Genomic DNA, 26,745 nt, shown 5'->3' with positions numbered 1-26,745 from the left:
GCCAGGAAAGCCGAGCGTGGGCTCGGCGCTACAGGAAGCAAAGCACAAAAAACCCCGCGTTCGCGGGGTTTCTTGTTTGCCGCACCAAGCAGGCGATCAGTCGCCCAGGGTCAGCAGCGAGGCGTTGCCGCCGGCGGCGGTGGTGTTCACCGTCACCGTCTTTTCGGTGGCAAAGCGCAGCAGGTAGTGCGGGCCGCCGGCCTTCGGGCCGGTGCCGGACAGGCCCTGGCCGCCGAACGGCTGCACGCCGACCACTGCACCGATCTGGTTGCGGTTGACGTACACGTTGCCGACGTGGACGCCGTTGCTGATGCGGTCAACGGTTTCGTCGATGCGCGAATGCACGCCCAGGGTCAGGCCGTAGCCGGTGGCGTTGATCTGGTCGATCACCGCGTCGAGCTGGTCGCCCTTCCAGCGGATCACGTGCAGGACCGGACCGAACACTTCCTTCTGCAGCTGGCCCAGGTCCTTCAGCTCGTACGCGCGCGGTGCGAAGAAGGTGCCGTGGGCGGTTTCGGCGGACAGCTCGGCGGCGGCGATCAGGCGCGCTTCGCGGTCCATGCGTTCGGCGTGGTCCTGCAGGATCTTCAGCGCATCTGCGTCGATCACCGGGCCGACGTCGGTGGACAGCAGGCCCGGGTTGCCGACCTTCAGTTCCTTCATCGCACCGGCCAGCATGGTCATCACCTTGTCGGCGATGTCGTCCTGCACGAACAGCACGCGCGCGGCCGAGCAGCGCTGGCCAGCGGAGGTGAAGGCCGAACCGATCGCGTCCTTGACCAGCTGTTCCGGCAGTGCCGAGGAGTCGGCGATGAAGGCGTTCTGGCCACCGGTCTCGGCGATCAGCACGCCGATGGCGGCGTCACGCGCGGCCATCGCGCGGTTGATCGCACGGGCGGTCTCGGTGGAGCCGGTGAAGGCCACGCCGGCCACGCGCGGGTCGGCGGTCAGCGCCGCACCCACGGTGGCGCCGTCGCCCGGCAGGAACTGCACCACCTCGGCCGGCACGCCGGCATCGTGCAGCAGCTTCACCGCGTAGTAGCCGATCAGGTTGGTCTGCTCGGCCGGCTTGGCGATGACGCTGTTGCCGGCGGCCAGAGCAGCGGCGACCTGGCCCAGGAAGATCGCCAGTGGGAAGTTCCACGGGCTGATGCAGACGAACACGCCGCGGCCGTGCAGCTGCAGCTCGTTGGACTCACCGGTCGGGCTCGGCAGCTTCTCGGCGTGGCTGAACTGCTCGCGCGCCTGCTTGGCGTAGTAGCGCAGGAAATCCACGGCTTCGCGCACTTCGGCGATGCTGTCGGGCAGGCTCTTGCCGGCTTCCTTCACGCACAGTGCCATGAACTCCGGCATGCGCGCTTCCAGCTGGTCGGCGGCGTGTTCGAGGATGGCGGCGCGGCTGGCGGCCGGGGTGCGGTTCCAGGCCGGCTGCGCGGCTACGGCATTCGCCAGCGCCTTCTGCACGGTAGCGGCATCGGCGGCCAGCCACTGGCCGACCACTTCGCGGGTGTCGGCCGGGTTGGTCACCGGCAGTGCGGCGCCGGCCGGGTTGGCACCCGGTACCAGCGGCGAGGCCTGCCACGGCTTCACGGCGGCGTTGAGCTGCTCGGCCAGGGCGCGCAGTTCGTTGTCGTTGGCGAGGTTGGCGCCCATGGAGTTCTTCCTGTCGTGGTTCTGGCTGCGCAGCAGGTCAACCGGCAGCGGGATCTTGGGATGCGGAATCGATTCGAACGAGGCGACCATCTCGACCGGATCGCGGATCAGGTCGGCGATCGGCACGCGCTCGTCGGTGATGCGGTTGACGAAGCTGGAGTTGGCGCCGTTTTCCAGCAGGCGGCGCACCAGGTACGGCAGCAGGTCTTCGTGCGAACCGACCGGGGCGTACACGCGGCAGGGCAGGTTCAAGCGGTCGGCCGGCACCACTTCGGCGTACAGGTCGTCGCCCATGCCGTGCAGCTTCTGGTGCTCGTACACGCCGCCGTTGGCGATGCTGCGCACGGCCGCGATGGTGTGCGCGTTGTGCGTGGCGAACATCGGGTAGATCGCGTCCGCATGGGTGAACAGCCGCTTGGCGCAGGCCAGGTAGGACACATCGGTGTTCTGCTTGCGGGTGAACACCGGGTAGCCCGGGTAGCCTTCGATCTGCGCACGCTTGATCTCGGCATCCCAGTAGGCGCCCTTGACCAGGCGCACCTGGAGGCGGCGACCGGCACGGCGTGCCATGTCGGCCAGGTGGTCGATCGTGTACGGCGTGCGCTTCTGGTAGGCCTGTACGACCACACCGAAGCCATCCCAGCCAGCCAGCGAGGCGTCCGAGAACACCTGCTCGATGATGTCCAGCGACAGTTCCAGGCGGTCGGACTCTTCGGCGTCGACGGTGCAGCCGATGCCGTAGCTCTTGGCCAGCTGTGCCAGTTCCAGCACGCCCGGCACCAGGTCCTTCAGCACGCGCTCGCGCTTGGCGTGCTCGTAGCGCGGGTACAGCGCCGACAGCTTGATCGAGATGCCCGGCGCGTTGTTGACGTCGCCGTCCGGGCGGCCGCCGCGGGCCTTGTGATCACCGCCGATGGCGTGGATCGCGCGACGGTAGTCTTCCAGGTAGCGAAGTGCGTCCTTCATGGTCAGCGCGCCTTCGCCCAGCATGTCGAAGGAGTAGCGGTAGCTGGCGTTGTCGCCCTTGTGCGAGCGCGACAGCGCCTCGCTGATGGTGCGGCCCATGACGAACTGGTGGCCCATGATCTTCATCGCCTGGCGCACGGCCAGGCGCACCACCGGCTCACCGACGCGGCCGACCAGGCGCTTGAACGCGCTGGGCGCATCGGCGCGGGTGGCGTCGTTCATCTGCACCAGCTTGCCGGTCAGCATCAGGCCCCAGGTGGAGGCATTGACCAGCACCGAGTCGCTGCCACCCAAGTGCTTTTCCCAGTCGGCATCGGCCAGCTTGTCGCGGATCAGCTTGTCGGCAGTGTCCTGGTCCGGAATGCGCAGCAGGGCCTCTGCCACGCACATCAGCAGCACGCCTTCTTCGCTGCCCAGGTCGTACTGGCGCATGAAGGCTTCGATCGCGCCCTGGTCCTTGGCACGCACGCGCACGCGGCCGACCAGGTCGGCGGCCAGCGCCTGCACCCTGGCCTGTTCCTCGGCGGGCAGGCGCGCCTGCGCCAGCAGCTCACGCACGTGGCTCGCCTCGTCCTTCAACCAGGCATCGGTGATGGCCTGGCGGAACGGGTTGGGGGGCGCCGGCAGTTCCGGCGACAGCAGCGCGCCCGGACGCGGGGCGTCGTGGGCGGCAGGGGAGGAGGAAGGTGCGTTCATGCCGGTCCGGCCAGTGGAAAACTTGGCGATTTTAATCATTTTTGCGGCCTTCGGAAGTGCCCTGCAGACACCTTCATGAAGGGCTGATAGCTACTAACGGTGGTGGATTCGGCGTGTTCAGCAAACCCGGCAAGATTTGTGCTGAATTCGTCATTCGTGCCGCCGACCTCATGCTGTGTTGCAGCATCGGAAAAAGTGTGAATGCACCCTTGCTACCGGCGAGAGGGCGGGGCTACCATCGAGACGTTTCCCGCGGCAGGAACGCGGTTGCGACATGATCGAGGTGCTTCCAGCTCCGGATGGGTCAGGTACGCAGCTGCGGCTGCGTCCCCCACGGGCGCTCGATGCCCGGCAGTTCGTCCTGTTGTTCACCGTGTTGTCGGGTGCGATGTGGCTGGTGTCCGCCCTCGGGTGGTGGGCCGGCAATGCATTCGCCCCCCTGTTCGCGCTGCTGTACAGCCTGGTGCTGGCGGCGGCGCTGCGTGCCTTGTGGCGCAGCGGTGAACGGCAGGAGGAGATCCGGGTAGTGCCGGCGTACGTGGAGGTCATCCCCGTACCCGGTGGATCGCCGGTGTTCCGGGCCCACCCGCACTGGGTGCGCCTGCTCACCGACGATGAGAGGGTCCGGCTGGCATCCAGCGGCCGGCAGGTGGAGGTGGGGAGTTTCCTCGCGCCGGCCGAACGCCAGACGCTCGCAGAGACACTTGAAAGCTTGCTCGCCGCCAGCGATGGCGGCAACCGACGACGCTAAGGGTCTAGGCAATGAAGCAAAGCAGCAGGTGGGGCACGAAGTGCGTGAACGCGGTCGCCGCGATGCTGGCGACCGGGGGACTGATTCCGGCGTCGGCCTGGGCCCAGGCGGCCGATCCCAAGCCGTGGCAGCTGAACATGGGCAAGGGGGTGACCCAGACCTCGCGCCTGGCCTGGGAATCGAACAACCTGTCGTTGATCATCTGCACGGTGATCGGCGTCATCGTGTTCGGGGCGATGGCCTACGCCATCTTCAAGTTCCGCAAATCCAAGGGCGCAGTCGCCGCCACCTTCAGCCACAACACCAAGGCCGAGATCATCTGGACGGTGATCCCGGTGATCATCCTGGTCGTGATGGCATGGCCGGCCACGGCCAACCTGATCAAGATGTACGACACCCGCGATGCCGAGATGACGGTCAAGGTCACCGGCTATCAGTGGATGTGGAAGTACGAATACCTCGGCGAGAACGTCACCTTCACCAGCCGCCTGGACCGCGAGTCCGACCGCGTGCGGCAGAGTGGCATCGTGCCGACCCGCGAAAGCCATCCGCACTACCTGCTGGACGTCGACAACCGGCTGGTGTTGCCGGTCGATACCAAGGTGCGTTTCGTCATCACCTCCGACGACGTGATCCACGCCTGGTGGGTACCGGCGCTGGGCTGGAAGCAGGACGCCATCCCCGGTTTCATCAATGAAGCGTGGACCAGCATCGAGCAGCCCGGGGTGTACCGCGGGCAATGCGCCGAGCTGTGCGGCAAGGACCACGGCTTCATGCCGATCGTGGTCGAGGCGGTGTCCAAGGAGGACTTCAAGCAGTGGCTGGCGCAGCGCAAGCCTGCACCGCCGGCCGAGCCCGCCCCCCCTGCGGCACCTGCAGAACCGGCTGCCCCTGCGGGCGAAGCACCGGCGGCACCTGCTGCTGCCGAAGCCGGCAACGCACCTGCGGTTGCGGCCAGCGGCGCGTGATGTAAAGCCCGCGGCCGCTCGCGGCCGTGGTGACAACCGATTCTGAGAGGTGTTTTGCAATGGCGCACTCGGCAGTTGGGCACGACGATCACCATCACCAGCAGAGTTTCTTCGAGCGTTGGTTCTTCTCGACCAACCACAAGGACATCGGCACGCTGTACCTGGGTTTCAGCTTCATCATGTTCATCATCGGTGCGGCGATGAGCGTGGTGATCCGCGCCGAGCTGGCGCAGCCGGGCCTGCAGTTCGTCAAGCCCGAGTTCTTCAACCAGATGACGACCGTGCATGCGCTGGTGATGATCTTCGGTGGCGTGATGCCGGCGTTCGTCGGCCTTGCCAACTGGATGATCCCGCTGCAGATCGGCGCGCCGGACATGGCGCTGCCGCGCATGAACAACTGGTCGTTCTGGCTGCTGCCGGTGGCCTTCAGCCTGCTGCTGCTGACGCTGTTCCTGCCCGGTGGTGCACCGGCCGGCGGCTGGACGCTGTACCCGCCGCTGTCGCTGCAGGGCGGCTACAACGTGGCCTTCAGCGTGTTCGCCATCCACGTGGCCGGTATCAGCTCGATCATGGGTGCGATCAACATCATCGCCACCGTGCTCAACATGCGCGCGCCGGGCATCGACCTGCTGAAGATGCCGATCTTCTGCTGGGCCTGGCTGATCACCGCCTTCCTGCTGATCGCGGTGATGCCGGTGCTGGCCGGTGCGGTGACCATGCTGCTGACCGACAAGTTCTTCGGCACCAGCTTCTTCAACGCCGCCGGTGGCGGTGACCCGGTGATGTACCAGCACATCTTCTGGTTCTTCGGCCATCCCGAGGTCTACATCATGATCCTGCCCGCCTTCGGCGTGGTCAGCGAGATCATCCCGACCTTCAGCCGCAAGCCGCTGTTCGGCTACCAGGCGATGGTGTACGCCACCGCCGCGATCGCGTTCCTGTCGTTCATTGTCTGGGCCCACCACATGTTCACCGTGGGCATGCCGCTGGGCGGCGAGATCTACTTCATGTTCGCCACCATGCTGATCTCGATCCCGACCGGCGTGAAGGTGTTCAACTGGGTCAGCACCATGTGGCGGGGCTCGCTGACGTTCGAGGCGCCGATGCTGTGGTCGGTGGCCTTCGTCATCCTGTTCACCATCGGTGGCTTCTCCGGTCTGATGCTGGCCATCGTGGCGGCCGACTTCCAGTACCACGACACCTACTTCGTGGTTGCGCATTTCCACTACGTGCTGGTGACCGGCGCGGTGTTCGCGCTGATCGCGGCGGTGTATTACTGGTGGCCGAAGTGGACCGGGCGCATGTACAGCGAGAAGTGGGCCAAGGTGCACTTCTGGTGGTCGATCGTGTTCGTCAACCTGCTGTTCTTCCCGCAGCATTTCCTCGGCCTGGCCGGCATGCCGCGCCGCATTCCCGATTACAGCGTGGCCTTCGCCGACTGGAACCTGATCAGCTCGATCGGTGCGTTCGGCATGTTCGTCACGCCGTTCATGATGGCCGCGATCCTGCTGTCCTCGCTGCGCAACGGCGAGAAGGCCGAAGCACGCAGCTGGGAAGGTGCACGCGGGCTGGAGTGGACGCTGCCATCGCCGGCACCGGCGCACACCTTCACCACGCCGCCGACCATCCGTCCGGGGGATCTGGCGCATGACGACATCACGCATTGAGGTGGGGCATGCATAACGAGAGCCCACTGCAGACCTGTAGAGCCGAGACATGCTCGGCTGACGTGGAGCAGCCGAGCATGGCTCGGCTCTACAACAGCCCGGGCGACGCCCCGGAAAACGGCATCGAACAGCAGCGCCAGCGTGCCCGGCGCACGGCGATGTGGGTCGGCGCCATCGCGGTGCTGGTCTACGTCGGCTTCATCCTCAGCGGGGTGATCGGCCGATGAGCGAGGCTCCGGCCAGCACGCGGTCCCCCAGTGCCGGGCTGCCGCGCCTGATCGGCGTGGCAGTGGCGGTGTTCCTGCTGACCTTCTCGCTGGTGCCGCTGTACCGCATTGCCTGCGAAAAGGTATTCGGCGTGCGCCTGGAGCGCGGCCCAGGTGGTGAAGCCAGTACGGGTGCTGCAGCTGGCAAGCGCACCGTGCGGGTGGAGTTCGATGGCGGCGTCAATTCGCGCCTGCCATGGTCGTTCCATCCCGAGCAGCTGACCATGGATGTGGTGCCCGGCGAACTCAACGAGGCGCTGTACTTCGCCCGCAACGACAGCCAGCAGGCAGTCGTTGGCAGCGCGGTGCCTTCGGTGGCGCCGGCACGCGCGTCGGGCTTCTTCAGCAAGACCGAGTGCTTCTGTTTCACCGCGCAGACGCTGCAGGCCGGCGAGAAGCGCGACATGCCGGTGCGCTTCATCGTCGATCCGGACCTGCCGCCGGAAATCAAGACGATCACCTTGTCCTACACCTTCTACCGCAACGACGCGTTGTCCGATCGGCTGCTCCCGGCCGCCACCTCGGACGGCGCGCACGCCGCACCCTGACCCGGATACCGACATGGCCCAGACACCGACCGACGCCAACGTGTACTTCGTCCCGGCCCAGAGCAAATGGCCGTTCGTGGGCTCCATCGCGATGATGGTGACCATGGTGGGCGTGGCCAGCTGGCTCAACGACGCCAGCTGGGGGCGCTGGACGTTCTATATCGGCATCGCGATGCTGGTGCTGACCCTGTTCTGGTGGTTCAGCGACGTGGTGCGCGAATCGCAGGCCGGCAACTACAACCACCAGGTCGATGGCTCGTTCCGGATGGGGATGATCTGGTTCATCTTCTCCGAGGTGATGTTCTTCGGTGCCTTCTTCGGCGCGCTGTTCTACACCCGCAACCTGGGCCTGTCGTGGCTGAGCGGCGAAGGCCGCGGGGTGATGACCAACGAGCTGCTCTGGCAGGGCTACTCCGCCGGATGGCCGACCAATGGCCCGGCGGCGATCGGTGGCGCCTTCCAGACCATCCCGGCCTGGGGCCTGCCGCTGATCAATACGCTGATCCTGCTCACCTCCGGCGTGACCCTGACCATCGCCCATCACGCACTGAAGGCCGGCAACCGCCGCCAGCTGCTGATCTGGCTGGGCCTGACCGTGGTGCTCGGCCTCGGTTTCCTGACCCTGCAGGCGGAAGAGTACATCCACGCCTACAAGGAGCTGAACCTGACGCTCGGTTCGGGTATCTACGGTTCGACATTCTTCATGCTGACCGGCTTCCACGGCGCGCACGTGCTGCTGGGCACGATCATGCTGATCGTGATGTGGCTGCGTTCGGCCAAAGGACACTTCACCCGCGACAACCATTTCGGTTTCGAAGCGGCCGCGTGGTACTGGCACTTCGTCGACGTGGTGTGGCTGATGCTGTTCCTGTTCGTCTACGTGCTTTGACCACGCACGCATCGGTGGCCTCAGCCGCCGACGCCGTGCGGCTTGATCCAGCCCATGTAGATGCTCACGATCACCAGTACGATCAACGCCACCGACACCGCGATGCGACGTGTCAGTGCGTTGACCGTGCGCTTGGTCTGGCCGCGGTCGACCAGCAGGTAATACAGGCCGGCGCCCAGGTTCCAGACGATGACGATCAGAAACGCGATTACCAGCAGGGTCTTCAGCGAATCACTCATGCGCGGCTCGAGGGCAGGGTGGGTGCGCCTATCTGACCGCGTTTGCGCGGACTTGTCATGATGCGCCAGCACACACGCGTGATCGGATGGTTGCTGGCCGTGCTGGCGATGGCCGGTTTCACTGCATTGGGGCTGTGGCAGCTGCAGCGCATGCATGCCAAACAGTCAATGTTGGATGCGCAGGGTCCAGCCGCAGCGCAGGTACTGTCGTTGGCGCAGGCGCTGGCAGCGCCCGGTGCGTTGCACGGCGTGGCCGACCACGGTCGCTTCCTTCCCGGCGTGGTGCTGCTGGACAACCAGACCCGGCACGGCCGCGCGGGCGTGAAGATCTATCGCCCGTTCCGCAGTGACGAAGGCAGCGTGCTGCTGGTCGATCTTGGCTGGCGCGCGCTGCCGCCGGATCGCACGCTGCCGGACATACCGGCGCCGCCTTCGCCGGTGGCGGTGCGCGGGTTGCTGGCGCCACCGCCTTCGGCGGGGCTGGTACTGGGCCCGGCGTTCTCCGCCACCGGTGAGGCCGGGCGCTGGCTGGCCAGCCGCTTGCCGGCCGAGGGCCTGGCCGCAGCGCTGGGCCTGCCAACGCTGCCCGAGCGGGTCCTGCGACTGGACCCGGCGCTGCCCTTTGGCGACGAGCGCGATCTGGACCTGCTGCCGAACACGCTGCCGCCTCAGCGACACCTGGGCTACGCCGTGCAGTGGTTCGGCCTGGCCCTGACCGTGCTGGTGGTGGCGCTGGTGCTGGAGCGGCGCAGGAGACGGCCCATCGCCCGGTAGTGCCGGCCGCTGGCCGGCAATCCCCGGATTCCCGGATTCCTGGATGCCGGGCAGCGGCCGGCACTACCGGCATCGTTTACCCAACCATGAGAAAATGCCCCGCATGAACACTGCTACGTCCCCGCAGGCGCGCGGCTCCGGCCGCCGGACCCTGGTGCTGCTGTTTGCCGTGTTCTTCGGGGCGATGGCGCTGGCCGCGGTATTGCGCTTATCCGGCTGGCAGCCCACCGGGCACCGCAATGCGGGACAGCTGCTGAAGCCGCCGGTGGACCTGCGCCAGCAGGCGCCGACCCTGGCCAGTGGCCAGCCCTATCCTTGGAACCCCGAGGCCCGCACCTGGCGCCTGCTGGTGGCACCACCGGCCGGTGCCTGCGACGCGCAGTGCGTCACTTTGTCGCAGGGGCTGGGCAAGGTGTGGCAGCTGTTCGGCCATAACGCCGATAATGTCGAGATCCTGTGGCTGGGTACGCCACCGGCGTCGATCGCCTCGCTGCCCGCGCTGCGGCCGCTGGCTCCGTCGCCAGCCCTGCGCGCGGCGTTGCCGGGCGTCGATGATCCGGCGGGACTGCCGGTCTACGTGATCGATCCGAACGGCTTCGTGATCATGCGCCATGCCCCGGGTTCCGACCTCGGTGGCCTGCGCAAGGACATGGCCACGTTGCTGAAACTGAAGTGAGTCCCGTTTGATGAGCCTTTCCGCGCGTCCGGCGCTGCACCGCAATTTCCACCGCCTGGCGTGGTTCGCCATGATCATGACCGCGAGCACGATCATGTTCGGCGCGTTCGTACGCCTGTCCGATGCCGGCCTGAGCTGCCCGGACTGGCCGACCTGCTATGGCCAGGCCACCTGGCCGCAGCACGTGGAAGAGACCATCGGCCACCCGGCGGCGGAGATCCGCCCGCTGGAGACCCACAAGGCCTGGCGTGAGCAGGTGCACCGCTTCCTGGCCGGCGCGCTGGGCATCGAGATCCTGACCCTGGCCCTGCTGGCCACGCGCAAGCGCCGCTTTGGAACCACGGCAGTGGTGACCGCCTGCGTGCTGGTGGCCGCTGGCATACCGCTGTACATGATGGGCTGGCATGGCACCGCCAGTGCATTGGCTCTGATCGGCGAGGCGATCCTGCTGATCGCCGCGCTGCGCTGGAGCAACATCGATCTGGCACGCGCTGCACTGCTGACCCTGGCGGTGGTGATCTTCCAGGCCCTGCTGGGCATGTGGACGGTGACCCTGCTGCTCAAACCCATCGTGGTGATGGGCCACCTGCTGGGCGGCATGCTGATGTTCGCCCTGCTGGCCTGGATGGCCTGGCGTGCGACGCACATGCCGATCACCCTGGCCGAGGCACCGAAGCTGAAGTGGCTGCTGCGCATCGGCCTGGCGGTGCTGGTCACCCAGATCGCACTCGGCGGCTGGGTCAGTGCCAACTACGCGGCGCTGGCCTGCGGCGGCGGCAGTGCATCGCTGGACAACTTCCCGCGCTGTGCCAACCAGTGGTGGCCGCAGCACAACTTCGTCGAAGGCTTCACCCTGTGGCGTGGCATCGGCGTGGACTACGAAGGTGGCGTGCTGGATGGTGCTTCCCGTATCGCCATCCAGATGGCGCACCGCCTGTTCGCGGTGGTGGTGGCCATCTACCTGCTGTGGCTGGGCGTGCGCCTGTTCCGGTTGCCGAGCATGCGCGGCTGGGCCAGCGCGCTGATCGCGCTGCTGGTGCTGCAGGTCACCCTCGGCATCCTCAATGTGAAGCTGGCGCTGCCACTGGAAGTGGCCGTGGCCCACAACGGCGTGGCCGTTGCCCTGTTGTTCGTGCTGGTCAGCCTGCTGGCCCGCCTGCGCGCCCCGGACTGATTCCATGTTTTCCAACTACCGCCAGTACTGGGACCTGACCAAGCCCAAGGTCGTCGCCCTCATTGTCTTCACTGCCCTGGTCGGCATGGTCCTGGCTATTCCGGGCGTGCCCAGCTGGGAGCAGGTGCGCGCCGGCCTGCTCGGCTTCCTCGGCATCTGGCTGGCCGCTTCGGCGGCCGCCGCGATCAACCAGTTGCTGGATGCGCACATCGATGCGCAGATGGCACGCACGTCGTGGCGCCCGCTGGTGGTCGGCAAGGTCAAGCCATGGCAGGTGCTGGTGTTCGCCGGCGTGCTGATCGTGCTGTCGATGACCATCCTGGTGCTGTGGGTGAACCTGATCACTGCGGTGCTGACCTTCGCCTCGCTGATCGGTTATGCGGTGATCTACACCGTGTACCTCAAGCGCGCGACCTCGCAGAACATCGTCATCGGCGGCCTGGCCGGCGCGATGCCGCCGATGCTGGGCTGGGCTGCGGTCACCGGCATGCAGGGCTCGTCGGACTGGGCGTACTCGTCGCTGCTGGTGCTGATCATCTTCATCTGGACGCCGCCGCACTTCTGGGCGCTGGCGATCTTCCGCCGCGAGGACTATGCCAAGGCCGAGATCCCGATGCTGCCAGTGACCCACGGCGTGGTGCACACCCGCAAGCAGATCATGGTGTATTCGGTGGTGCTGGCGCTGGTCTGCCTGCTGCCGTACCTGGTGGGCATGAGTGGTGCGTTCTACCTGGGCGGTGCGATCGTGCTCAACGCGGTGTTCCTCTGGTATGCCTGGCGCATGCTGAACCCGCCGGACGAGCTGTTCTCGATGAAGATGTTCTACTACTCCATCGTCTACCTGATGGCGCTGTTCGCCTTCCTGCTGGTCGACCACTGGATCCTGCCCTGGTTGTAAAGCGCCACCTGTAGAGCCGAGCCCATGCTCGGCTGAGGGGTGGTTGGAAGAGCAGCCGAGCGTGGGCTCGGCTCTACAACAGATCCACGCCATGCGTGGAGTGTTCAAGCAGATCCACGCCATGCGTGGATGTCTCCAGATCGGGTCAGGGCGCGCGCTTCGCATACCGCTGCGCGATCACACCGCAGACGATCAGCTGGATCTGGTGGTAGATCATCACCGGCAGCACGATCGCGCCGAGGCTGCCGCCGGCGAACAGCACCTTGGCGATCGGCACGCCGGTGGCCAGGCTCTTCTTCGAGCCGCAGAACACGATGGCGATCTCGTCCTCGCGGTTGAAGCGCAGCCGGCGGGCGATGAAGGTGATCAGCGGCATGGCGATGCCGAGCAGCACGGCAGCCACCACGGCCACGGCCAGCAACGAGAGCAGCGGTGTCTTGCTCCACAACCCTTCGGTCACCGCTTCGCCGAACGCCGAATACACCACCAGCAGGATCGTGCCCTGGTCGGTGTAGCGCAGCAGCGCGCGCTGCTTCTCCACCCAGCCGGCAATCCACGGCCGCAGCAGGTGGCCGGCCACGAACGGCACCAGCAGCTGCAGCATGATGCCGCCGATCGCGTGCAGTGGGTCATGCACGCCGCCGGAGGTGCCGGCCAGCGCGGTCAGCAGCAGTGGGGTCAGGAACACGCCGAGGATGCTCGACAGCGAGGCGCTGCACACCGCTGCCGGCACGTTGCCGCGGGCCATCGAGGTGAACGCGATGGACGACTGCACGGTGGACGGCAGGGTGCACAGGAACAGCACGCCCAGGTACAGCTCCGGAGTCAGCAGCCAGCCCGACAGTGGCTTGAACATCAGCCCCAGCAGCGGGAACAGGAGGAAGGTGCAGGCCAGGATGGTCAGGTGCAGCCGCCAGTGCAGCATGCCGCCGATGATCGACTCGCGCGGCAGGCGCGCGCCATGCAGGAAGAACAGCGCGGCGATGGCGACGGTGGTGACATCGTCGAGCACGATGGCAGCGGCGCCCTTCATCGGCAGCAGCGAGGCCAGGCCGACGGTGCACAGCAGGGCGAGGGTGAAGTTGTCCGGTCGCAGGCGCGACCACCAGCGGGTCATGGTGGGCAGAGTCCTTGGTGCGGAGGGTGGTTCAGGGCGAGGTGACCGGTGTGGCCAAGCGCTGGCGGGTGGCGGCTTCCAGCGACTTCAGGCCGGCGCGCTGGCCGAGCTGAAGCGCCTGCTCCGGGCTGGCATGTTCATAGCGGGCATTGACCAGGCCGAGCACGGCACCGGCGCGGTTGCCGGAGGCGCAGTGCAGCAGCACCGGCCCCTGGCTCTGCTGCAGGGCCTGGTGCACGGCGCGCACATTGGCCGCATCCAGGCCCTCGGCGCCGGCCACCGGAATGCGCACATAGCGCAGGCCCAGCGATTCGGCCGCGTGGATTTCATCGAAGCCCCGGTCCTCGCCAGGCTGGCGCAGGTCGATCACCGTGCGCACGCCCTGCGCGGCCAGGGCCTGCAGCTGTGCGGCGCTGGGTTGGCCACCGGCATACAGGCCGGGGCGTACTTCGTTGAGGGGCGCGTCTTCGGCCAGGGCCGTCAGTGGCAGGCAGAGCGACAACAACAGCAGGCAGGTCAGGCGCAGCAGCATGGTCCTCTCCGTGAAACGTTCTGCTGCTACAGGCGCAGCCCGGCGCGGGCCTTGAGCAGCTCGCGCAGTTCGTATTTGTCAGTATCGTCCAGGCCCTGCTGGCGCTGCTTTGCCAACAACTCCTCCAGACGTTGCACCAGCAGCTGTTTCTCCAGCTGGGCCACTGCGTCGTGCAGTTCCTGGGTCCAGCTGGCTTCGGTGCCGGGCAGCGTCTGTGCAGCCAATGTATGCAGCGAGGCCTGTTCCTCGCGGCCGTCGAAGTGTTCCAGCAGGGCGCCGGTGCTGATGTCCGGGCGCTGTTCGACCAGCCCCAGCAGCTCCAGCAGCAGTTCCACGCCGGGCAGGCGCAGGCCCTGGAAGTGGTGCTTGCCGCCCAGCGTCAGCGCCAGCGACGGCTGCTGCAGCAGCACGGCGATCGCGCCGCGCACCAGGCTGCGCTTGGCCACGGGCTGGATCGTCCGCTGCGGCTGGCGTTGCGGCATCGGCGTGCGTGCAGCCTGGGCGTTGCCGCCGAGCCCGGTCAGCTGCGCCAGCTGCTGCTTCATCAGGTCGCCGAAGGCGCCGTCGGGAATCTGCGCCAGCATCGGCTTGGCGCGTTCGGCCAGGCGTGCCTTGCCGTCCAGCGTGCCCAGGTTGATCTCGCGGGTCAGTTCATCGAAGAAGAACTGCGACAGCGGCGTGGCCTGCTTCAGGCGCTCGTTGAAGGCCTCGGCGCCTTCCTTGCGCACGATGGTGTCCGGGTCCTCGCCATCGGGCAGGAACAGGAAGAAGGCCTGGCGGCCATCCTTCATGCGCGGCAGCACCGACTCCAGGGCCTTCCAGCCGGCGCGGCGGCCGGCGGCGTCGCCGTCGAAGCAGAAGAACACGTCCGGCGCGTTGCGGAACAGCAGCTCGGCGTGGTCCGGCGTGGTCGCGGTGCCCAGCGTGGCCACCGCCTGGGTCACCCCGAACTGGAACAGCGAAACCACGTCCATGTAGCCCTCGACCACGATCAGCCGCTCGATCTTCTGGTTGGCCTGGCGCACCTGCCACAGGCCATACAGTTCGCGGCCCTTGTGGAACAGCGCGGTCTCGGGCGAGTTGAGGTACTTGGGGCCGTCGTCCTTCTCGAACACGCGGCCACCGAAGGCGATCACCCGGCCACGGCGGTCGAAGATCGGGAACATCACCCGGTCGCGGAACTTGTCGTAGACGTGGCCGCGGTCGTTCTTCGAGAAAAGGCCGGCGCGGTCGAGCAGCTTCATGCGGCGCTCGTCCTTGCCGAGCGCGTCGCGCAGGCCGCTGTAGCCGTCCGGCGCGTAGCCGATCTGGAAGCGCGCGCGGTTCTCTTCGTCCACGCCACGGCCATCGAGGTAACTGCGTGCCTTGTCGCTGCTTTCCAGGTTCTTCTGGAAGAACCGGGCGGCGGCATCCAGTGCCGAGTACAGCTCGCGGCTGTCGTCCTGCTGCTGGGGGCTGCGCGGGTTCTCATTGCGCGGCACGTCCATGCCCGCGCGCTTGGCCAGTTCATCCACCGCGTCGAGGAACTCGAGGCGGTCGTAGTTCATCAGGAAGCTGATCGCGGTGCCGTGCGCGCCGCAGCCGAAGCAGTGATAGAACTGCTTGGTCGGCGAGACCGTGAACGAGGCCGAGCGCTCGTCATGAAACGGGCAGCGTGCGGCGTATTCCTTGCCCTGGCGCTTCAACGGCACGCGGCTGCCCACCACCTCGACGATGTCGATGCGGGCCAGCAGGTCGTCGATGAAAGCGTCGGGGATACGGGCCATGGGCAACAGGGCAGGGCGCGGTACAGGACCACGCGACGGAACCGGGGCGGTCGGCCTAGTTTACCCCCTGTCGGGCACCTGGCTGGCGGTTGCCGGATCGATGCCGGCGGCGGCCAGGTGATGGCGCGCGCGCAGGCGCTCATCGATCACCGCGGTCATCAGCGCGCCAACGAAGAAGACCACAGTCGCGTAATAGATCCAGACCAGCGAGATCACCAGCGCGCCCATCGAGCCGTAGGCACTGCCGGGGGCCACGGTGGCGATGTAGACGCCGATGCCGTAGCGGCCCAGTGCGAACAGTGCCGAGGTGATGACGCCGCCGATGAAGGCCTGGCGCCACGCCACGCGACGGTCGGGCAGGTAGTGGTACATGAAGGCGAAGCCGACTGCATACAGCAGCAGGCTCGTGACGTACCCCAGCGCGGGGAGGATCGAGGGCAGTTGCGCGAAGGCCACCTGCAGCACCGTGGTGGCGGTCATCGACAGGATCAGCAGGAAGCCCAGGGCCAGCACCACGCCGAACGAGAACACACGCTTGCGCAGCCAGGCCTTGATGCCCTCCAGGCGCTCGCCACTGGTGCGGAAGATCAGGTTGAGCGCGTTCTGCAGCTGCGCGAACACGGCGGTGGCGCCCACGAACAGCAGCAGCGTGCTCCACAGCCCTGCCAACGAGCCGACGTCGGGCTGGTTGTCAGCGTTCTTCAGGACGGTTTCGGCCACCGTAGCCGCGCTGCTGCCAGCCACCGAGCTGATCTGGCCGATCAGCGCCTGCTGTGCCGGTGGGTACAGCGAGGCGGTCAACCACAGCAGCAGCACCAGCAGCGGTGCCATCGACAGCAGGGCGTAGAAAGAAACGGAGGCGGCCTGGGTCAGCACGTCGACGTCGATGAAGCGCTTGGCCACCGCCATCGGAAAGCTGTCCTGCAGGCGCTTGAGGTACTTGTGCAGGGACACGGGAACGTTGGGCTCGGGTTCAACCATGGGTGTGGTTGTAGCAGGCGGCCAACGAAGGTGCGGTGAAGCGGGTGCATCAATGGGGTCAGAGCCCTTTCGTGTTGCGAAAGGGATCCGACCCCGTGTGCCGGATTACGCCAGCTGCTGCTTGACCAGCTTGGACACCAGGCCCATGTCGGCCTGGCCAGCGAGCTTGGGCTTCAGTGCGCCCATCAGCTTGCCCATGTCGGCCGGGCCGGAGGCGCCGGTCTCGGCGATGGCGGCCTGGATGGCGGCCACGATCTCGGCTTCGCCCATCTTGGCCGGCAGGTAGGCTTCGATGACCACGATCTCGGCGCGCTCGATCTCGGCCAGGTCTTCGCGGTTGGCCGCTTCGTACTGGCTGACCGAGTCCTTGCGCTGCTTGACCATCTTGTCGAGCACGGCGATCACGGCGGTGTCATCCAGCTCGATGCGCTCGTCCACTTCGCGCTGCTTGATGGCGGCATTGATCAGGCGGATCACGCCCAGCTTGTGCTTCTCGCCCGCCTTCATGGCGGCCTTCATGTCTTCGGTGAGCTGCTGCTTCATGCTCATGAGGAACCTCGTGGTGGTAGGTGGGGCGGGGCGGATGCCCGAACCCGGAAACGCAAAAAGCCGGCGACGCTCGCGCGTGCCGGCTTCGGCTCCATCGCGACGGGCAGGCCCGCCGCAATGAAGATGCGTCCGATCAGTACAGGCGCTGACGCTTGGTGACGTCGCGCGACGAGCGGCGCAGCTGACGCTTCACAGCAGCGGCGGCCTTGCGCTTGCGCTCCTGGGTCGGCTTTTCGTAGAACTCGCGCTTGCGGGTTTCGGCCAGCACACCGGCCTTTTCGCAAGTGCGCTTGAAGCGGCGAAGAGCAAACTCGAAGGGCTCGTTCTCGCGGACTTTGACGCTGGGCATGGAATCTCCGGGACACAGTAGAACCGGGTCACGCCCGGCGAGCCGCACATTATAGCGGCGAATCGACAAACTGCAAGCGGCCAACCCTGAATACGGGCCGGCGGTTCGAAAGCAGTGAGATCTGCACGTTCCCCGAGGGGACGGCAGGGGCGTCATAATAGCAGGCATGCGAGTCCTTGGCATCGAATCCTCCTGTGATGAGACCGGCGTGGCGGTGTATGACACCGACCTGGCCGGCAGCGCAGCCCTGCGCGCCCATGCGGTCTACAGCCAGATCGCCCTGCACGCCGAATACGGTGGCGTGGTGCCCGAGCTGGCCAGCCGCGACCACGTCCGCAAGCTGCTGCCGCTGGTGCGCCAGACCCTGGCCGAAGCCGGTCTGGGTGTAGGCGACATCGACGGGGTGGCCTACACGGCCGGTCCCGGCCTGGTCGGCGCGCTGCTGGTCGGCGCCGGTGTGGCCCGGTCGCTGGCCTGGGCGCTGGAGGTACCGGCCGTCGGCGTACACCATATGGAAGGCCACCTGCTGGCTCCGCTGATGGAAGACGACCCGCCGGAAGCGCCGTTCGTGGCGCTGCTGGTGTCCGGTGGCCATACCCAGCTGGTGGCGGTGGATGCGATCGGCCAGTACCGCCTGCTGGGCGAGACCCTGGACGATGCGGCCGGCGAGGCCTTCGACAAGACTGCCAAGCTGATGGGCCTGCCGTACCCCGGTGGGCCGCAGCTGGCCAGGCTGGCCGAGCAGGGCACGCCGGGCGCGTACCGCTTCGCGCGCCCGATGACCGACCGCCCCGGGCTGGATTTCAGCTTCTCCGGCCTGAAGACCCAGGTCCTGATGGCCTGGCGCGACAGCGACCAGAGCGAACAGACCCGCGCCGACATCGCCCGTGGCTTCGAGGACGCAGTGGTCGAGACCCTGTCGATCAAGTGCGAGCGCGCGCTGGAAGCGGCCGGAACCAATGTGATCGTGGTGGCCGGCGGCGTTGGCGCCAACAAGCGCCTGCGCGCCCGCCTGCAGCAGATGGCCGAGCGCCTCGGCGGCCGCGCCTGCTTCCCGCGCCCGGCGCTGTGCACCGACAACGGCGCGATGATCGCCTTCGCCGGCGCGCTGCGCCTGCAGGCCGGCCAGCACAGCCCGCCGAAGGTGGATGTGACCCCGCGCTGGGACATGGCGACGCTGCCGGCGGTCTGATCCGGTAGCGCCGCGCCACGCCCGGCGGACGTATTACCGACGCCCTGCCAATGGCGACGCCGCCAACACCGTCGTTGCCCGCTCATGGCGCTGTAACCAGCCCAGCGTATGCGGGCAGCGGGCGTGGATCAGCCGCCCGATCGCGGCCAGGTCGGCGCCGATGTCGCGTTCCAGGATGGGTTCGTGGTGGGCGATGCGGTTGCGTAGGTGGCGGATGCGTCCGATATCCGCATGGATGGCTTTCCTGACGGCACTGGGATGAGCAGAGGGAGCATGCTGCAGAACCCTGCTGAGTGCGGGTATCCAAAGCGTGGAGTCGAAGCGACAGGTGAAGAGCTGCTGCCAGAACACCATCGGCAGGTTGGCAACGATCCCAGGTGTATCGGTTACGCGGCTGGCAAGTTGTTCCAGTGCCGTGCGCGGAGAAGTACTGGATGAGGTTGGCAGCCTCCGTCGGAAGGCACCATTCCAGGGCCAACGCGGGCCATGCTGCCTGGCGAGCACCGCTGCAGCGGCGTTGCGGGTGACCACTTCGCACAGATGGACCGGCATCATCAGAGCACTGCACATCCGCATGTTCCACAGGTACAGGGATTCGGCTGTGACGTCGGGGCTGCAGGTCGATGCGATTCTCTCGTAAGTGGACAGACGCTCCGCTGACAACGCGCGCCGCAGTGCATCGTGTGAAGCCATCGTGATGTGCGGTGGTGAAGAATGGATCGATGTTGGCCAGTCAGGCGGGCAACAACCATAAGGGAACGTCGTTGTCCGTGCGGCCGATTCTCTGTGTTTCGCCTCGGACGAATACCTGAGCTTGCCTGTCGGAATTGGTCTTGACCGACGATCTGGTCCTTGCCTACTCTGCGTGCCTGCGCCACCGGGACTCGCGGCTGTTCAACAGCTCCCCCCGGGGACAAACGGTAGTACCAAAGGGCCCCGCTAGCAGGGCCCTTTGTCTTTTCTGGAGCCGCGTCCCTGCCGGCCGCCCACCGCCCGTTCCGGGCAGGCTCACCGCCGTGCCGTTACCATGGCTTCCTGTATTCGTGCCGGTAACCGCAATGGACAAGGTTTTCATCGAAGGGCTGACGATCGACGCCCTGATCGGGATCTACGATTGGGAACGACGGATCCGCCAGGACCTGGTGTTCGACCTGGAAATGGGCTTCGACAACCGTCGCCCCGCGGCCACCGATGACATCGCCCACACCCTGAACTACAAGGCGGTGAGCAAGCGCCTGGAGCAGTTCGTGCGCGAGTCGGAGTTCGGCCTGGTCGAGACCCTGGCCGAGCGCTGCGCGCAGATCGTGCTGGACGAATTCGACGTGAAGTGGCTGCGCCTGAAGCTGAGCAAGCCCGGCGCGGTGCGCGGCGCGCGCGCGGTGGGCGTGATCATCGAACGCTCGCGGGACTGACCCGGTAAATCCGGCCGCTGGCCGGAAACCCCGGTAGTGCCGGCCGCTGGCCGGCAACCTTGGCAACAACGAAACAGACAGGAGACAACTGATGGTGGACGCGGTGGTGGCGGTACAGTGGCTGGAACGGCTGCAGAACACACTGGAACCCTATCCCGGCGCCTACCTGGCGTTGATGATCTCGGCGCTGCTGATCGCGGCTGGCCTGGCCAATTGGGTGACCAAGCGCATCCTGCTGCGTGGCCTGCGGCGCCTGCTCAGCCGCCTCCCCGGCGCTGACACCGGCCGCGGCAGCCACCTGATGCGGGTGATCTCGCGCCTGTCCAACGTGGTGCCCAGCCAGGTGATCGCCTCGGGCATCCGCATCGTGCCGGACCTGCCGCCGGGCCTGGTCAGCTTCATCATCGGCGCCTGCCAGGCGTGGGCGATCCTGACCGTGGTGCTGGCCATCTCGCATGCGCTGGATGCGGCCAACGATCTGTACGAGCGCCGCCCCGAGGCACGCAACAAGCCGATCAAGGGCTACCTGCAGGTCGCCAAGATCGTCATCTTCGTGATCGCCGGCCTGTCGATCGTCGCTACCCTGGCCGGCGTCGACCTGCGCTATCTGGTCACCGGCCTCGGCGCGGCCACGGCGGTGCTGATGCTGATCTTCCAGGACACCATCCTGTCGCTGGTGGCCAGCGTGCAGATCAGTGGCGATGGCCGCGTGCGCATCGGCGACTGGATCGAGATGCCCAGCCAGAACGCCGACGGCGACGTCATCGACATCGCGCTGCACACCATCACCGTGCAGAACTTCGACAAGACCATCACCACCATCCCGACCAAGAAGCTGGTGACCGAGTCGTTCAAGAACTGGCGCGGCATGCAGGAGGCCGGTGGCCGCCGGATCAAGCGCGCGCTGTACCTGGACCAGCACAGCGTCGGTTTCCTCGACGACGGCGACCTGGCCTTCCTCGGCGAATTCGCGCTGCTGCGTGACTACCTGCGTGAAAAGGAGCAGGAACTGGGGCAGTGGAACGGGCGCCTGCGCGAGCAGGGCGTGGCCGAGGTCAACAGCCGCCGGGTGACCAACCTGGGTACCTTCCGTGCCTATGTGGAGCGTTACCTGCGCAGCCATCCGGGCATCCATACCGACATGACCCTGCTGGTGCGGCAGCTGCAGCCCACCACCGAAGGCCTGCCGCTGGAGCTGTACTGCTTCACCCGCAGCACCGCCTGGAGCGAGTACGAGGCCGTGCAGTCGGACATCTTCGACCACCTGCTGGCGATTCTGCCGGCGTTTGGCTTGCGGGTGTTCCAGGCCTCCAGCGACGCCATGTTGATGGCCGGGCAGCGCCAGTTGGCCGGCTCGGAGTAAGCTGCGGTGCCCCTGGCGGGACCATACGGGCCCCGCTGTTGGCTGAAACTGAACGAAGAAACCTCTCGCCAAATGGCTCGGGATCGCTAGAATGCCGGGCTTGTAAACGTTTTCATCAAGGACTGCCGGTGGCCTCCGATCGCATCGAATCCCTCATTGCCCAGATGACCGTCGAGGAAAAGGTCGGCCAGCTGGGTGTCTTCGCGGACATGGTCCGCCCGTTCGCCCCGGACGTGAACCCGGAAGCCAACGTGCGCAATGCCGACCAGGTGCTGCAGCAGGTGCGCGAGGGCAAGGTCGGCTCGCTGTTCAATGGCGTGGGCGCCGAGTTGGGCCGCCGCATCCAGCAGGTCGCCACCGAGGAGAGCCGCCTGGGCATCCCGGTGATCCTGGCCGCCGACGTCATCCACGGCATGCGTACCGTGTTCCCGATCCCGCTGGGCGAGGCCGCCAGCTTCGAGCCAAACCTGGCCGAGCGCACCGCGCGCGCCACCGCCATCGAAGCCACCGCTGCCGGCCTGCACTGGACCTATGCCCCGGCCGTGGACATCGCCCGCGACCAGCGCTGGGGCCGTGGAGCCGAAGGCGCCGGTGAGGACGTGGTGCTGGGTTGTGCGTTCGCCGCCGCCCGCGTGCGTGGCTTCCAGGGCAGCGACCTGCGCGCCGCCGATTCGCTGCTGGCCACGCCGAAGCACTTCGCCGCCTACGGCGCGGTGATGGCCGGCATGGAATACAACATGGTGGACATCTCGCCGCAGACCCTGCGCGATGTGCACCTGCCGCCGTTCAAGGCCGCCTTCGAGGCCGGCGCGATCACCGTGATGTCCTCGTTCAACGACATCAACGGCGTGCCGGCCAGCGCCAATGCCGAACTGCTGACCGACATCCTGCGCGGCGAATGGAAGTTCCCGGGCGTGGTGATCTCCGATTACACCGCCGATATGGAGCTGGTCGCGCACGGCTACGCCGCCGACGACCGCGATGCCACCGCCAAGGCGTTCACCGCCGGCCTGGACCTGAGCATGCAGAGCGGCTTCTACGCCGAGCACCTGCCGGGCCTGGTCGAGAGCGGCGAAGTGCCGATGGCGGTGCTGGATGAAGGCGTGCGCCGCATCCTGTGGCTGAAGGAAACCATCGGCCTGTTCGACGACCCGTACCGTTCGCTGGACCCGGCGCGCGAAGCGGATACCTCGCATATCGCCGCGCATGATGAACTGTCGCGCGATGCCGCGCGGCGTTCGATCGTGCTGCTGAACAACCGTGACAACGTGCTGCCGTTGCAGAAGACCGGGCAGAAGATCGCGCTGATCGGCCCGTTCGTGCAGGACCGCGAGAACATCGAAGGCTGCTGGACGCTGTTCGGCGACAAGCAGCGTTACGTGGATCTGGAAACCGGCGTGCGTGCCGCCATCGGCGACGAAGCGTTGCTGGAAATCGTGCCGGGCTGCGAACTGGAAGCGGCCATTCCGGGCGGTACCGAAGCGGCGGTGGCTGCCGCGCTGCGCGCCGATGTGGTGGTGCTGGCGCTGGGCGAACCGCAACGCTACAGCGGTGAAGCACAGTCGCGTGTGGAGATCACCCTGCCGCCGGCACAGCAGGCGCTGGCCGAGGCTGTGGCGATGACCGGCAAGCCGCTGGTGGTGCTGCTGCGCAATGGCCGCGCGCTGGCGCTGCAGGGCGCGGTGCGCAATGCACAGGCCGTGGCGGTGACCTGGTACCTGGGCACGCAGACCGGCCATGCCGTGGCCGATGTGCTGTTCGGCGACTACAGCCCGTCCGGTCGCCTGCCGGTCAGCTTCCCGCAGGTGTCCGGCCAGCAGCCGTACTTCTACAACCACCCGCGTACCGGTCGACCGGAACTGCCGACCATGTCGGAGTTCAAGGCCCGCTGGCGCGAGATTCCGAACGAGCCGCTGTACCCGTTCGGCCACGGCATCGGCTACACCACCTTCGCCTACGGCGTGCCGCAGCTGAGTACGGCACAGCTCGGCTGGGACGACACGCTGACCATCACCACCACGCTGACCAACAGCGGTGATGTGGCCGGGGAGGAAGTCGTGCAGCTGTACATCCACGACCGCGTGGCCAGCCGCGTGCGTCCGGTGCGCGAACTGAAGGACTTCCGCAAGGTGGCACTGCAGCCGGGCGAGTCGACCGACGTGGTGTTCACCCTGACCCGCGAGCAGTTGGCGTTCACCGGCCGCGATGGCGTGCTGCGTGCCGAACCGGGCCAGTTCGACCTGTGGGTCTGCGCCTCGTCGGCCGCCGGCGAAGCCGTGCAGTTCGAACTGCTGAAGGCCTGATCAGAAAAAGGGGACGGAGGGGATTAAGTCGTTTGTGCCACTAACGACTTAATCCCCTCCGTCCCCTTTTTGTTGCCGTCACTGTGGCGGCGCTACCATCGGGCTCCCTGTTTCGATGGAGTGCGCGTATGCGCCGGATGGCTTGTCTGATTCCCGCCCTGTTGCTGGCCGCCTGTTCGCAGCCGGCGGCACCGCCGGCCGAGCCTGCGGCGGATGAACCGCCGCCGATGGAGGCCAGCGCCCCGGCAACGCCTGCGGCATCTGCCACTGAACCCGCTGCTTCGGCACCGGCCGCGCCCGCAGCGGAAGCGCCCGCCGAAGACGCACGCGCGCGCATCGAAACGCTGCTTGGCGATGCGGCGCAGTTCGAGAAGGTCTTCAATGCGTTCAAGGCCGCCGCGGTTGGCGGCGATCGCGCTGCGGTGGTCGAGGAAGTGCGCTTTCCATTGAACGTCGGTGGCGGAAAGAAGATCACCGGCCCCGGTGAGTTCCAGCGCAACTACGAGAAGATCATCACCCCGGCGGTGGTCAAGGCGGTGTCCGAGCAGGATTTCGGCAAGGTGTTCGTCAACCAGCAGGGCGTGATGATCGGCAGCGGCCAGGTGTGGTTGAACGGGCAGTGCCTGGATCAGGCCTGCACGAAGACCGAGGTGAAGGTCATCACCATCCAATGAACGCAGACGGCCCCGCGTGCGGGGCCGTTGCGGACAAACGTGCCGGCCAGCGGCCGGCACTACCTCAGGTTCTTGGGGTGAGCTTCAGCAGGCGCGCCTTGCTGCCGTCTTCCAGCAGCCACAGGGCGCCATCCGGGCCCTGTTCCACTTCGCGGATGCGCTCGCCCATGTTGAAGCGTTCGGCTTCGCGCGCGCTGTCGCCATCAAACGCCACACGCACCAGCGAGGTCGACGACAGGCCGCCGATGAAGCCGCTGCCCTTCCACTGCGGGAACAGGTTGCCGCTGTAGATCACGAAGCCGGCCGGCGAGATCACCGGCGTCCAGGTCACCTTCGGCGCGGCGAATTCCGGGCGGGTGCTGTGGTCGGGAATCGGCCGGCCGTCGTAATGGTCACCATTGGAAACGATCGGGTAGCCGTAGTTGGCGCCGCGCACGATCAGGTTCAGCTCGTCACCGCCGGCCGGGCCCATCTCGTGTGCCCACAGCTTGCCGTTGGCATCGAAGGCCATGCCGAGGATGTTGCGGTGGCCCAGTGACCACACCTGCGCGGCCACGCCGCCCTGCGAGGCGAACGGGTTGTCGGCGGGCAGGCTGCCATCATCGTTGAGGCGGATGATCTTGCCGAGGTTGCCGCCCATGTCCTGCGCCGGATCGAACTTCTGGCGCTCGCTGGAGCTGATCCACAGCTTGCCGTCCGGGCCGAAAGCAAGGCGATGGCCGTAGTGGCCTTCACCACTCACCTTCGGGCTCTGTCGCCAGATCACCTTCAGGTCCTTCAGCTGGCCGGCACCGTTGGCATCCAGCGCCAGCGTGGCACGGGCCACGGCAGCGCCGCGGGTGTCCAGCGTGCCTTCCTCGGCATAGCTGAGGTAGATCACGTGGTTGCTCGCGAATTGCGGGTGCAGGATCACGTCACCGAAGCCGCCCTGGCCGCCGTAAGCGACCTTCGGAACGCCGGTAATCTCGTGCTTCTGGCCGCTGGCCAGGTCCAGGTGCTGCAGCTTGCCGCGCTTTTCGGTGACCAGCAGGCTGCCGTCCGGCAGGAAGGTCTTCGCCCACGGCTGGTCGAACCGGCTGATTTCGGTGGCGGTGAACGGGCGCTGGTCGGCAGTGGTGGAGGCTGCGGGCGCTGCGGTCTGGGCGCCGTTGGCGGCCGGGTCGGCGGCATTGCAGGCGGAGGTGGCAAGGATCGGCACCAGGCCGAGGGCGAGCAGCAGGGGCGTGCGGGTCATGGGTATCTCCAGTGCGGGGATGCGGATGGCCGGGCTGTCCCTTGTATACCACCGGCGCTGTGAGCGTCGTGGCCCGAAGGTCCTGCGACCCCTGTGCGAGCGCGGCGGGATCGTCTAGGGTGGGCACGCCCGGGCAAAGCGTGCCCGTCTGCCTGCCAAGGATCTGCAATGAACACTGCCATGCCCCACAAGCCCTCCACCGCCTTCATCGCCGCCTCATGGGTGGCCCTGCTGCTGGGTGCGGCGGCCTACCTGATCGGTCTGTTCAACGCCACGATGGCGCTCAACGAAAAGGGCTACTACCTGACCCTGCTGCTGTTCGGCCTGTTCGCGGCGGTGTCGCTGCAGAAGAGCGTGCGTGACCGCGTCGAGGGCATTCCGGTGAGTGGCCTGTACTACGCGCTGTGCTGGTTCGCACTGCTGTCGGCGTTGATGCTGCTGCTGGTTGGCCTGTGGAATGCCACGCTGGCACCGAGCGAGAAGGGCTTCTACGGCATGGCGTATGCACTGTCGCTGTTCGGCGCGGTGGCGGTGCAGAAGAACACCCGCGACCTGATCGCCGCCGGTGGCGGTGAGAGCAAGCGCAGCGCGGTCGTGCCGCCGCTGCCGGAACAGGAATGAATGTGTAGAGCCGGGCCCATGCTCGGCTGTCCTGCGGCGTTTGTTGAGTCGAGCCGAGCGTAGGCTCGGCCCGACAAAAGCGTGGCGCTATCGCTTCAACAGCGGATCCGCCTGCTGCGCGTCCTCCCAGCCACGGCGCACGGCATTGCGTGCCTGCGCCCATTCCAGCCGGCTGCGGCCACGCTCGCTGGCCCAGCGCGACTCCAGTTCAGCTTCGACCTGTTCGTAGGCGCGGATCATGTCCTGTGCACGCGCGGCATGGCCGATGCGGTAGGCCGGTTCATAGTCCTCGAAGAACAGCTGGTCGTCGTAGTACGGTTCGGCGGTGTAGCGTTCGCGCCAGTAGTTGCTGACCGCATCGCGCGGCGTGCTGTCGTCCGGTACGCGGCCGGGGATCTGGTACTCGGTCATGGAAGGCTCCGTTGTGGACGAAGCCTGATCCTGCCTGTGTGGCGGTTAACGGCCCGGTCCGGCAGCGTGATCACCA

The 26,745-nt window shown here is 66.8% G+C and carries 27 protein-coding genes; 16 read left to right on the top strand and 11 right to left on the bottom strand.

From position 1 onward, the window contains the following. Nucleotides 1–96 precede the first annotated feature (96 nt). A complete protein-coding gene (gene putA / locus AC2A1N_RS07470; protein ID WP_484371915.1) occupies nt 97–3,315 on the bottom strand; it encodes a bifunctional proline dehydrogenase/L-glutamate gamma-semialdehyde dehydrogenase PutA in 3,219 nt (1,072 codons plus the stop codon). Nucleotides 3,316–3,589: 274 nt separating this feature from the next. Between putA and AC2A1N_RS07465 the strand changes: the two genes are divergently transcribed. From AC2A1N_RS07465 to AC2A1N_RS07440, 6 genes are read left to right on the top strand one after another with little or no spacing between them, the layout of a single operon-like run. Further along, complete coding sequence (locus AC2A1N_RS07465) at nt 3,590–4,066, top strand: DUF2244 domain-containing protein (protein ID WP_021202927.1); 477 nt, start codon at nt 3,590–3,592, stop codon at nt 4,064–4,066. Nucleotides 4,067–4,077: 11 nt separating this feature from the next. Further along, nucleotides 4,078–5,034, top strand: a complete 957-nt coding sequence (gene coxB / locus AC2A1N_RS07460; RefSeq protein ID WP_134969262.1) for a cytochrome c oxidase subunit II — start codon at nt 4,078–4,080, stop codon at nt 5,032–5,034. Nucleotides 5,035–5,093: 59 nt separating this feature from the next. Continuing rightward, the gene (ctaD, locus tag AC2A1N_RS07455; protein WP_004153896.1) at nt 5,094–6,701 is read left to right on the top strand and encodes a cytochrome c oxidase subunit I; all 1,608 of its coding nucleotides are present in this window, start codon (nt 5,094–5,096) and stop codon (nt 6,699–6,701) included. An 8-nt stretch (nt 6,702–6,709) separates the two neighbouring features. Beyond that, the gene (locus AC2A1N_RS07450) at nt 6,710–6,928 is read left to right on the top strand and encodes a hypothetical protein (RefSeq protein ID WP_242889838.1); all 219 of its coding nucleotides are present in this window, start codon (nt 6,710–6,712) and stop codon (nt 6,926–6,928) included. After that, complete coding sequence (locus AC2A1N_RS07445) at nt 6,925–7,515, top strand: cytochrome c oxidase assembly protein (protein WP_061480363.1); 591 nt, start codon at nt 6,925–6,927, stop codon at nt 7,513–7,515. Before AC2A1N_RS07450 ends, AC2A1N_RS07445 begins: the two co-directional genes overlap by 4 nt. A 13-nt stretch (nt 7,516–7,528) precedes the next feature. Next, complete coding sequence (locus AC2A1N_RS07440) at nt 7,529–8,404, top strand: cytochrome c oxidase subunit 3 (protein ID WP_005407793.1); 876 nt, start codon at nt 7,529–7,531, stop codon at nt 8,402–8,404. Nucleotides 8,405–8,424: 20 nt separating this feature from the next. Here AC2A1N_RS07440 and AC2A1N_RS07435 read toward each other — a convergent pair whose 3' ends face one another. Continuing rightward, the gene (locus AC2A1N_RS07435) at nt 8,425–8,643 is read right to left on the bottom strand and encodes a twin transmembrane helix small protein (protein WP_049416782.1); all 219 of its coding nucleotides are present in this window, start codon (nt 8,641–8,643) and stop codon (nt 8,425–8,427) included. Nucleotides 8,644–8,700: 57 nt separating this feature from the next. Here AC2A1N_RS07435 and AC2A1N_RS07430 point away from each other — a divergent pair, with 57 nt between their 5' ends. The 4 genes from AC2A1N_RS07430 to cyoE all read left to right on the top strand — a co-directional run bounded on the left by AC2A1N_RS07430 (nt 8,701) and on the right by cyoE (nt 12,165). Beyond that, nucleotides 8,701–9,417, top strand: coding sequence for an SURF1 family protein (locus tag AC2A1N_RS07430; RefSeq protein ID WP_242889836.1), 717 nt, complete (start codon nt 8,701–8,703; stop codon nt 9,415–9,417). A gap of 103 nt (nt 9,418–9,520) precedes the next feature. Next, entirely contained in the window at nt 9,521–10,093 is a 573-nt protein-coding gene (locus AC2A1N_RS07425; RefSeq protein WP_242889828.1) for a hypothetical protein, read from the top strand. 10 nt (nt 10,094–10,103) lie between these two features. Beyond that, nucleotides 10,104–11,267 carry a COX15/CtaA family protein gene (locus AC2A1N_RS07420; protein ID WP_061480360.1) on the top strand — a complete coding sequence of 388 codons (1,164 nt, stop codon included), beginning with the start codon at nt 10,104–10,106 and terminating at the stop codon, nt 11,265–11,267. Between the two features lie 4 nt (nt 11,268–11,271). Continuing rightward, nucleotides 11,272–12,165 carry a heme o synthase gene (gene cyoE / locus AC2A1N_RS07415; RefSeq protein WP_061480359.1) on the top strand — a complete coding sequence of 298 codons (894 nt, stop codon included), beginning with the start codon at nt 11,272–11,274 and terminating at the stop codon, nt 12,163–12,165. A 145-nt stretch (nt 12,166–12,310) separates the two neighbouring features. On the opposite strand, the gene AC2A1N_RS07410 is transcribed toward cyoE, so the two are convergent. From AC2A1N_RS07410 to rpsU, 6 genes are all read right to left on the bottom strand, one after another. Beyond that, nucleotides 12,311–13,282, bottom strand: coding sequence for a bile acid:sodium symporter family protein (locus AC2A1N_RS07410; RefSeq protein ID WP_019662218.1), 972 nt, complete (start codon nt 13,280–13,282; stop codon nt 12,311–12,313). A 31-nt stretch (nt 13,283–13,313) separates the two neighbouring features. Next, entirely contained in the window at nt 13,314–13,814 is a 501-nt protein-coding gene (locus AC2A1N_RS07405) for a protein tyrosine phosphatase family protein (RefSeq protein ID WP_061480358.1), read from the bottom strand. Between the two features lie 26 nt (nt 13,815–13,840). Further along, nucleotides 13,841–15,580 carry a DNA primase gene (dnaG, locus tag AC2A1N_RS07400; RefSeq protein ID WP_061480357.1) on the bottom strand — a complete coding sequence of 580 codons (1,740 nt, stop codon included), beginning with the start codon at nt 15,578–15,580 and terminating at the stop codon, nt 13,841–13,843. 60 nt (nt 15,581–15,640) lie between these two features. After that, a complete protein-coding gene (locus AC2A1N_RS07395; protein WP_134968964.1) occupies nt 15,641–16,561 on the bottom strand; it encodes a YihY/virulence factor BrkB family protein in 921 nt (306 codons plus the stop codon). 105 nt (nt 16,562–16,666) lie between these two features. Then, nucleotides 16,667–17,110 (bottom strand): GatB/YqeY domain-containing protein, encoded by a 444-nt coding sequence (locus AC2A1N_RS07390; protein WP_005415013.1) that lies wholly within the window; start codon nt 17,108–17,110, stop codon nt 16,667–16,669. 133 nt (nt 17,111–17,243) lie between these two features. After that, nucleotides 17,244–17,459 carry a 30S ribosomal protein S21 gene (gene rpsU / locus AC2A1N_RS07385; RefSeq protein WP_002808376.1) on the bottom strand — a complete coding sequence of 72 codons (216 nt, stop codon included), beginning with the start codon at nt 17,457–17,459 and terminating at the stop codon, nt 17,244–17,246. Nucleotides 17,460–17,625: 166 nt separating this feature from the next. Between rpsU and tsaD the strand changes: the two genes are divergently transcribed. Continuing rightward, nucleotides 17,626–18,651: a tRNA (adenosine(37)-N6)-threonylcarbamoyltransferase complex transferase subunit TsaD gene (tsaD, locus tag AC2A1N_RS07380; RefSeq protein ID WP_049426946.1), complete on the top strand. Its 1,026-nt coding sequence runs from the start codon at nt 17,626–17,628 to the stop codon at nt 18,649–18,651. 33 nt (nt 18,652–18,684) lie between these two features. On the opposite strand, the gene AC2A1N_RS07375 is transcribed toward tsaD, so the two are convergent. After that, the gene (locus AC2A1N_RS07375) at nt 18,685–19,344 is read right to left on the bottom strand and encodes a hypothetical protein (protein WP_484371908.1); all 660 of its coding nucleotides are present in this window, start codon (nt 19,342–19,344) and stop codon (nt 18,685–18,687) included. A 365-nt stretch (nt 19,345–19,709) separates the two neighbouring features. On the opposite strand from AC2A1N_RS07375, the gene folB reads away from it, so the two are divergent. The 4 genes from folB to AC2A1N_RS07355 all read left to right on the top strand — a co-directional run bounded on the left by folB (nt 19,710) and on the right by AC2A1N_RS07355 (nt 24,403). Further along, nucleotides 19,710–20,063, top strand: coding sequence for a dihydroneopterin aldolase (folB, locus tag AC2A1N_RS07370; RefSeq protein WP_005415016.1), 354 nt, complete (start codon nt 19,710–19,712; stop codon nt 20,061–20,063). A gap of 91 nt (nt 20,064–20,154) precedes the next feature. After that, the gene (locus AC2A1N_RS07365; RefSeq protein WP_111096701.1) at nt 20,155–21,426 is read left to right on the top strand and encodes a mechanosensitive ion channel family protein; all 1,272 of its coding nucleotides are present in this window, start codon (nt 20,155–20,157) and stop codon (nt 21,424–21,426) included. A 128-nt stretch (nt 21,427–21,554) separates the two neighbouring features. Continuing rightward, nucleotides 21,555–23,729, top strand: a complete 2,175-nt coding sequence (locus tag AC2A1N_RS07360) for a glycoside hydrolase family 3 N-terminal domain-containing protein (protein WP_484371905.1) — start codon at nt 21,555–21,557, stop codon at nt 23,727–23,729. Nucleotides 23,730–23,857: 128 nt separating this feature from the next. Then, nucleotides 23,858–24,403 carry a hypothetical protein gene (locus AC2A1N_RS07355; protein ID WP_242889814.1) on the top strand — a complete coding sequence of 182 codons (546 nt, stop codon included), beginning with the start codon at nt 23,858–23,860 and terminating at the stop codon, nt 24,401–24,403. A gap of 64 nt (nt 24,404–24,467) precedes the next feature. Here the strand turns inward: AC2A1N_RS07355 and AC2A1N_RS07350 are convergent, their stop codons facing one another. Further along, on the bottom strand, nt 24,468–25,637 hold the full coding sequence (locus tag AC2A1N_RS07350) for a PQQ-dependent sugar dehydrogenase (RefSeq protein ID WP_484371903.1): 1,170 nt from the start codon (nt 25,635–25,637) through the stop codon (nt 24,468–24,470). 168 nt (nt 25,638–25,805) lie between these two features. Here AC2A1N_RS07350 and yiaA point away from each other — a divergent pair, with 168 nt between their 5' ends. After that, nucleotides 25,806–26,258 carry an inner membrane protein YiaA gene (yiaA, locus tag AC2A1N_RS07345; RefSeq protein ID WP_005407812.1) on the top strand — a complete coding sequence of 151 codons (453 nt, stop codon included), beginning with the start codon at nt 25,806–25,808 and terminating at the stop codon, nt 26,256–26,258. Between the two features lie 87 nt (nt 26,259–26,345). Here yiaA and AC2A1N_RS07340 read toward each other — a convergent pair whose 3' ends face one another. Beyond that, nucleotides 26,346–26,669 carry a hypothetical protein gene (locus tag AC2A1N_RS07340; protein ID WP_005412038.1) on the bottom strand — a complete coding sequence of 108 codons (324 nt, stop codon included), beginning with the start codon at nt 26,667–26,669 and terminating at the stop codon, nt 26,346–26,348. Between the last annotated feature and the right edge of the window lie 76 nt (nt 26,670–26,745).

This window comes from Stenotrophomonas maltophilia group sp. SKK55 (assembly GCF_057179845.1).
Note: the sequence above shows the minus strand (reverse complement) of the source record. Positions and strands in the feature narration are given on the sequence as shown.

Bases quoted from the DNA above. Each gene is read 5' to 3' on its own strand.
- folB (WP_005415016.1), top strand. From the start codon at position 19,710: ATGGACAAGGTTTTCATCGAAGGGCTGACGATCGACGCCCTGATCGGG.
- tsaD (WP_049426946.1), top strand. From the start codon at position 17,626: ATGCGAGTCCTTGGCATCGAATCCTCCTGTGATGAGACCGGCGTGGCG.
- AC2A1N_RS07450 (WP_242889838.1), top strand. From the start codon at position 6,710: ATGCATAACGAGAGCCCACTGCAGACCTGTAGAGCCGAGACATGCTCG.
- cyoE (WP_061480359.1), top strand. From the start codon at position 11,272: ATGTTTTCCAACTACCGCCAGTACTGGGACCTGACCAAGCCCAAGGTC.
- rpsU (WP_002808376.1), bottom strand. From the start codon at position 17,459: ATGCCCAGCGTCAAAGTCCGCGAGAACGAGCCCTTCGAGTTTGCTCTT.
- AC2A1N_RS07410 (WP_019662218.1), bottom strand. From the start codon at position 13,282: ATGACCCGCTGGTGGTCGCGCCTGCGACCGGACAACTTCACCCTCGCC.
- AC2A1N_RS07375 (WP_484371908.1), bottom strand. From the start codon at position 19,344: ATGGCTTCACACGATGCACTGCGGCGCGCGTTGTCAGCGGAGCGTCTG.
- AC2A1N_RS07390 (WP_005415013.1), bottom strand. From the start codon at position 17,110: ATGAGCATGAAGCAGCAGCTCACCGAAGACATGAAGGCCGCCATGAAG.
- AC2A1N_RS07395 (WP_134968964.1), bottom strand. From the start codon at position 16,561: ATGGTTGAACCCGAGCCCAACGTTCCCGTGTCCCTGCACAAGTACCTC.
- AC2A1N_RS07350 (WP_484371903.1), bottom strand. From the start codon at position 25,637: ATGACCCGCACGCCCCTGCTGCTCGCCCTCGGCCTGGTGCCGATCCTT.
- AC2A1N_RS07365 (WP_111096701.1), top strand. From the start codon at position 20,155: ATGGTGGACGCGGTGGTGGCGGTACAGTGGCTGGAACGGCTGCAGAAC.
- AC2A1N_RS07425 (WP_242889828.1), top strand. From the start codon at position 9,521: ATGAACACTGCTACGTCCCCGCAGGCGCGCGGCTCCGGCCGCCGGACC.
- AC2A1N_RS07465 (WP_021202927.1), top strand. From the start codon at position 3,590: ATGATCGAGGTGCTTCCAGCTCCGGATGGGTCAGGTACGCAGCTGCGG.
- AC2A1N_RS07430 (WP_242889836.1), top strand. From the start codon at position 8,701: ATGATGCGCCAGCACACACGCGTGATCGGATGGTTGCTGGCCGTGCTG.
- dnaG (WP_061480357.1), bottom strand. From the start codon at position 15,580: ATGGCCCGTATCCCCGACGCTTTCATCGACGACCTGCTGGCCCGCATC.
- yiaA (WP_005407812.1), top strand. From the start codon at position 25,806: ATGAACACTGCCATGCCCCACAAGCCCTCCACCGCCTTCATCGCCGCC.
- AC2A1N_RS07355 (WP_242889814.1), top strand. From the start codon at position 23,858: ATGCGCCGGATGGCTTGTCTGATTCCCGCCCTGTTGCTGGCCGCCTGT.
- AC2A1N_RS07340 (WP_005412038.1), bottom strand. From the start codon at position 26,669: ATGACCGAGTACCAGATCCCCGGCCGCGTACCGGACGACAGCACGCCG.
- AC2A1N_RS07445 (WP_061480363.1), top strand. From the start codon at position 6,925: ATGAGCGAGGCTCCGGCCAGCACGCGGTCCCCCAGTGCCGGGCTGCCG.
- AC2A1N_RS07405 (WP_061480358.1), bottom strand. From the start codon at position 13,814: ATGCTGCTGCGCCTGACCTGCCTGCTGTTGTTGTCGCTCTGCCTGCCA.
- AC2A1N_RS07440 (WP_005407793.1), top strand. From the start codon at position 7,529: ATGGCCCAGACACCGACCGACGCCAACGTGTACTTCGTCCCGGCCCAG.
- putA (WP_484371915.1), bottom strand. From the start codon at position 3,315: ATGAACGCACCTTCCTCCTCCCCTGCCGCCCACGACGCCCCGCGTCCG.
- AC2A1N_RS07435 (WP_049416782.1), bottom strand. From the start codon at position 8,643: ATGAGTGATTCGCTGAAGACCCTGCTGGTAATCGCGTTTCTGATCGTC.
- coxB (WP_134969262.1), top strand. From the start codon at position 4,078: ATGAAGCAAAGCAGCAGGTGGGGCACGAAGTGCGTGAACGCGGTCGCC.
- ctaD (WP_004153896.1), top strand. From the start codon at position 5,094: ATGGCGCACTCGGCAGTTGGGCACGACGATCACCATCACCAGCAGAGT.
- AC2A1N_RS07420 (WP_061480360.1), top strand. From the start codon at position 10,104: ATGAGCCTTTCCGCGCGTCCGGCGCTGCACCGCAATTTCCACCGCCTG.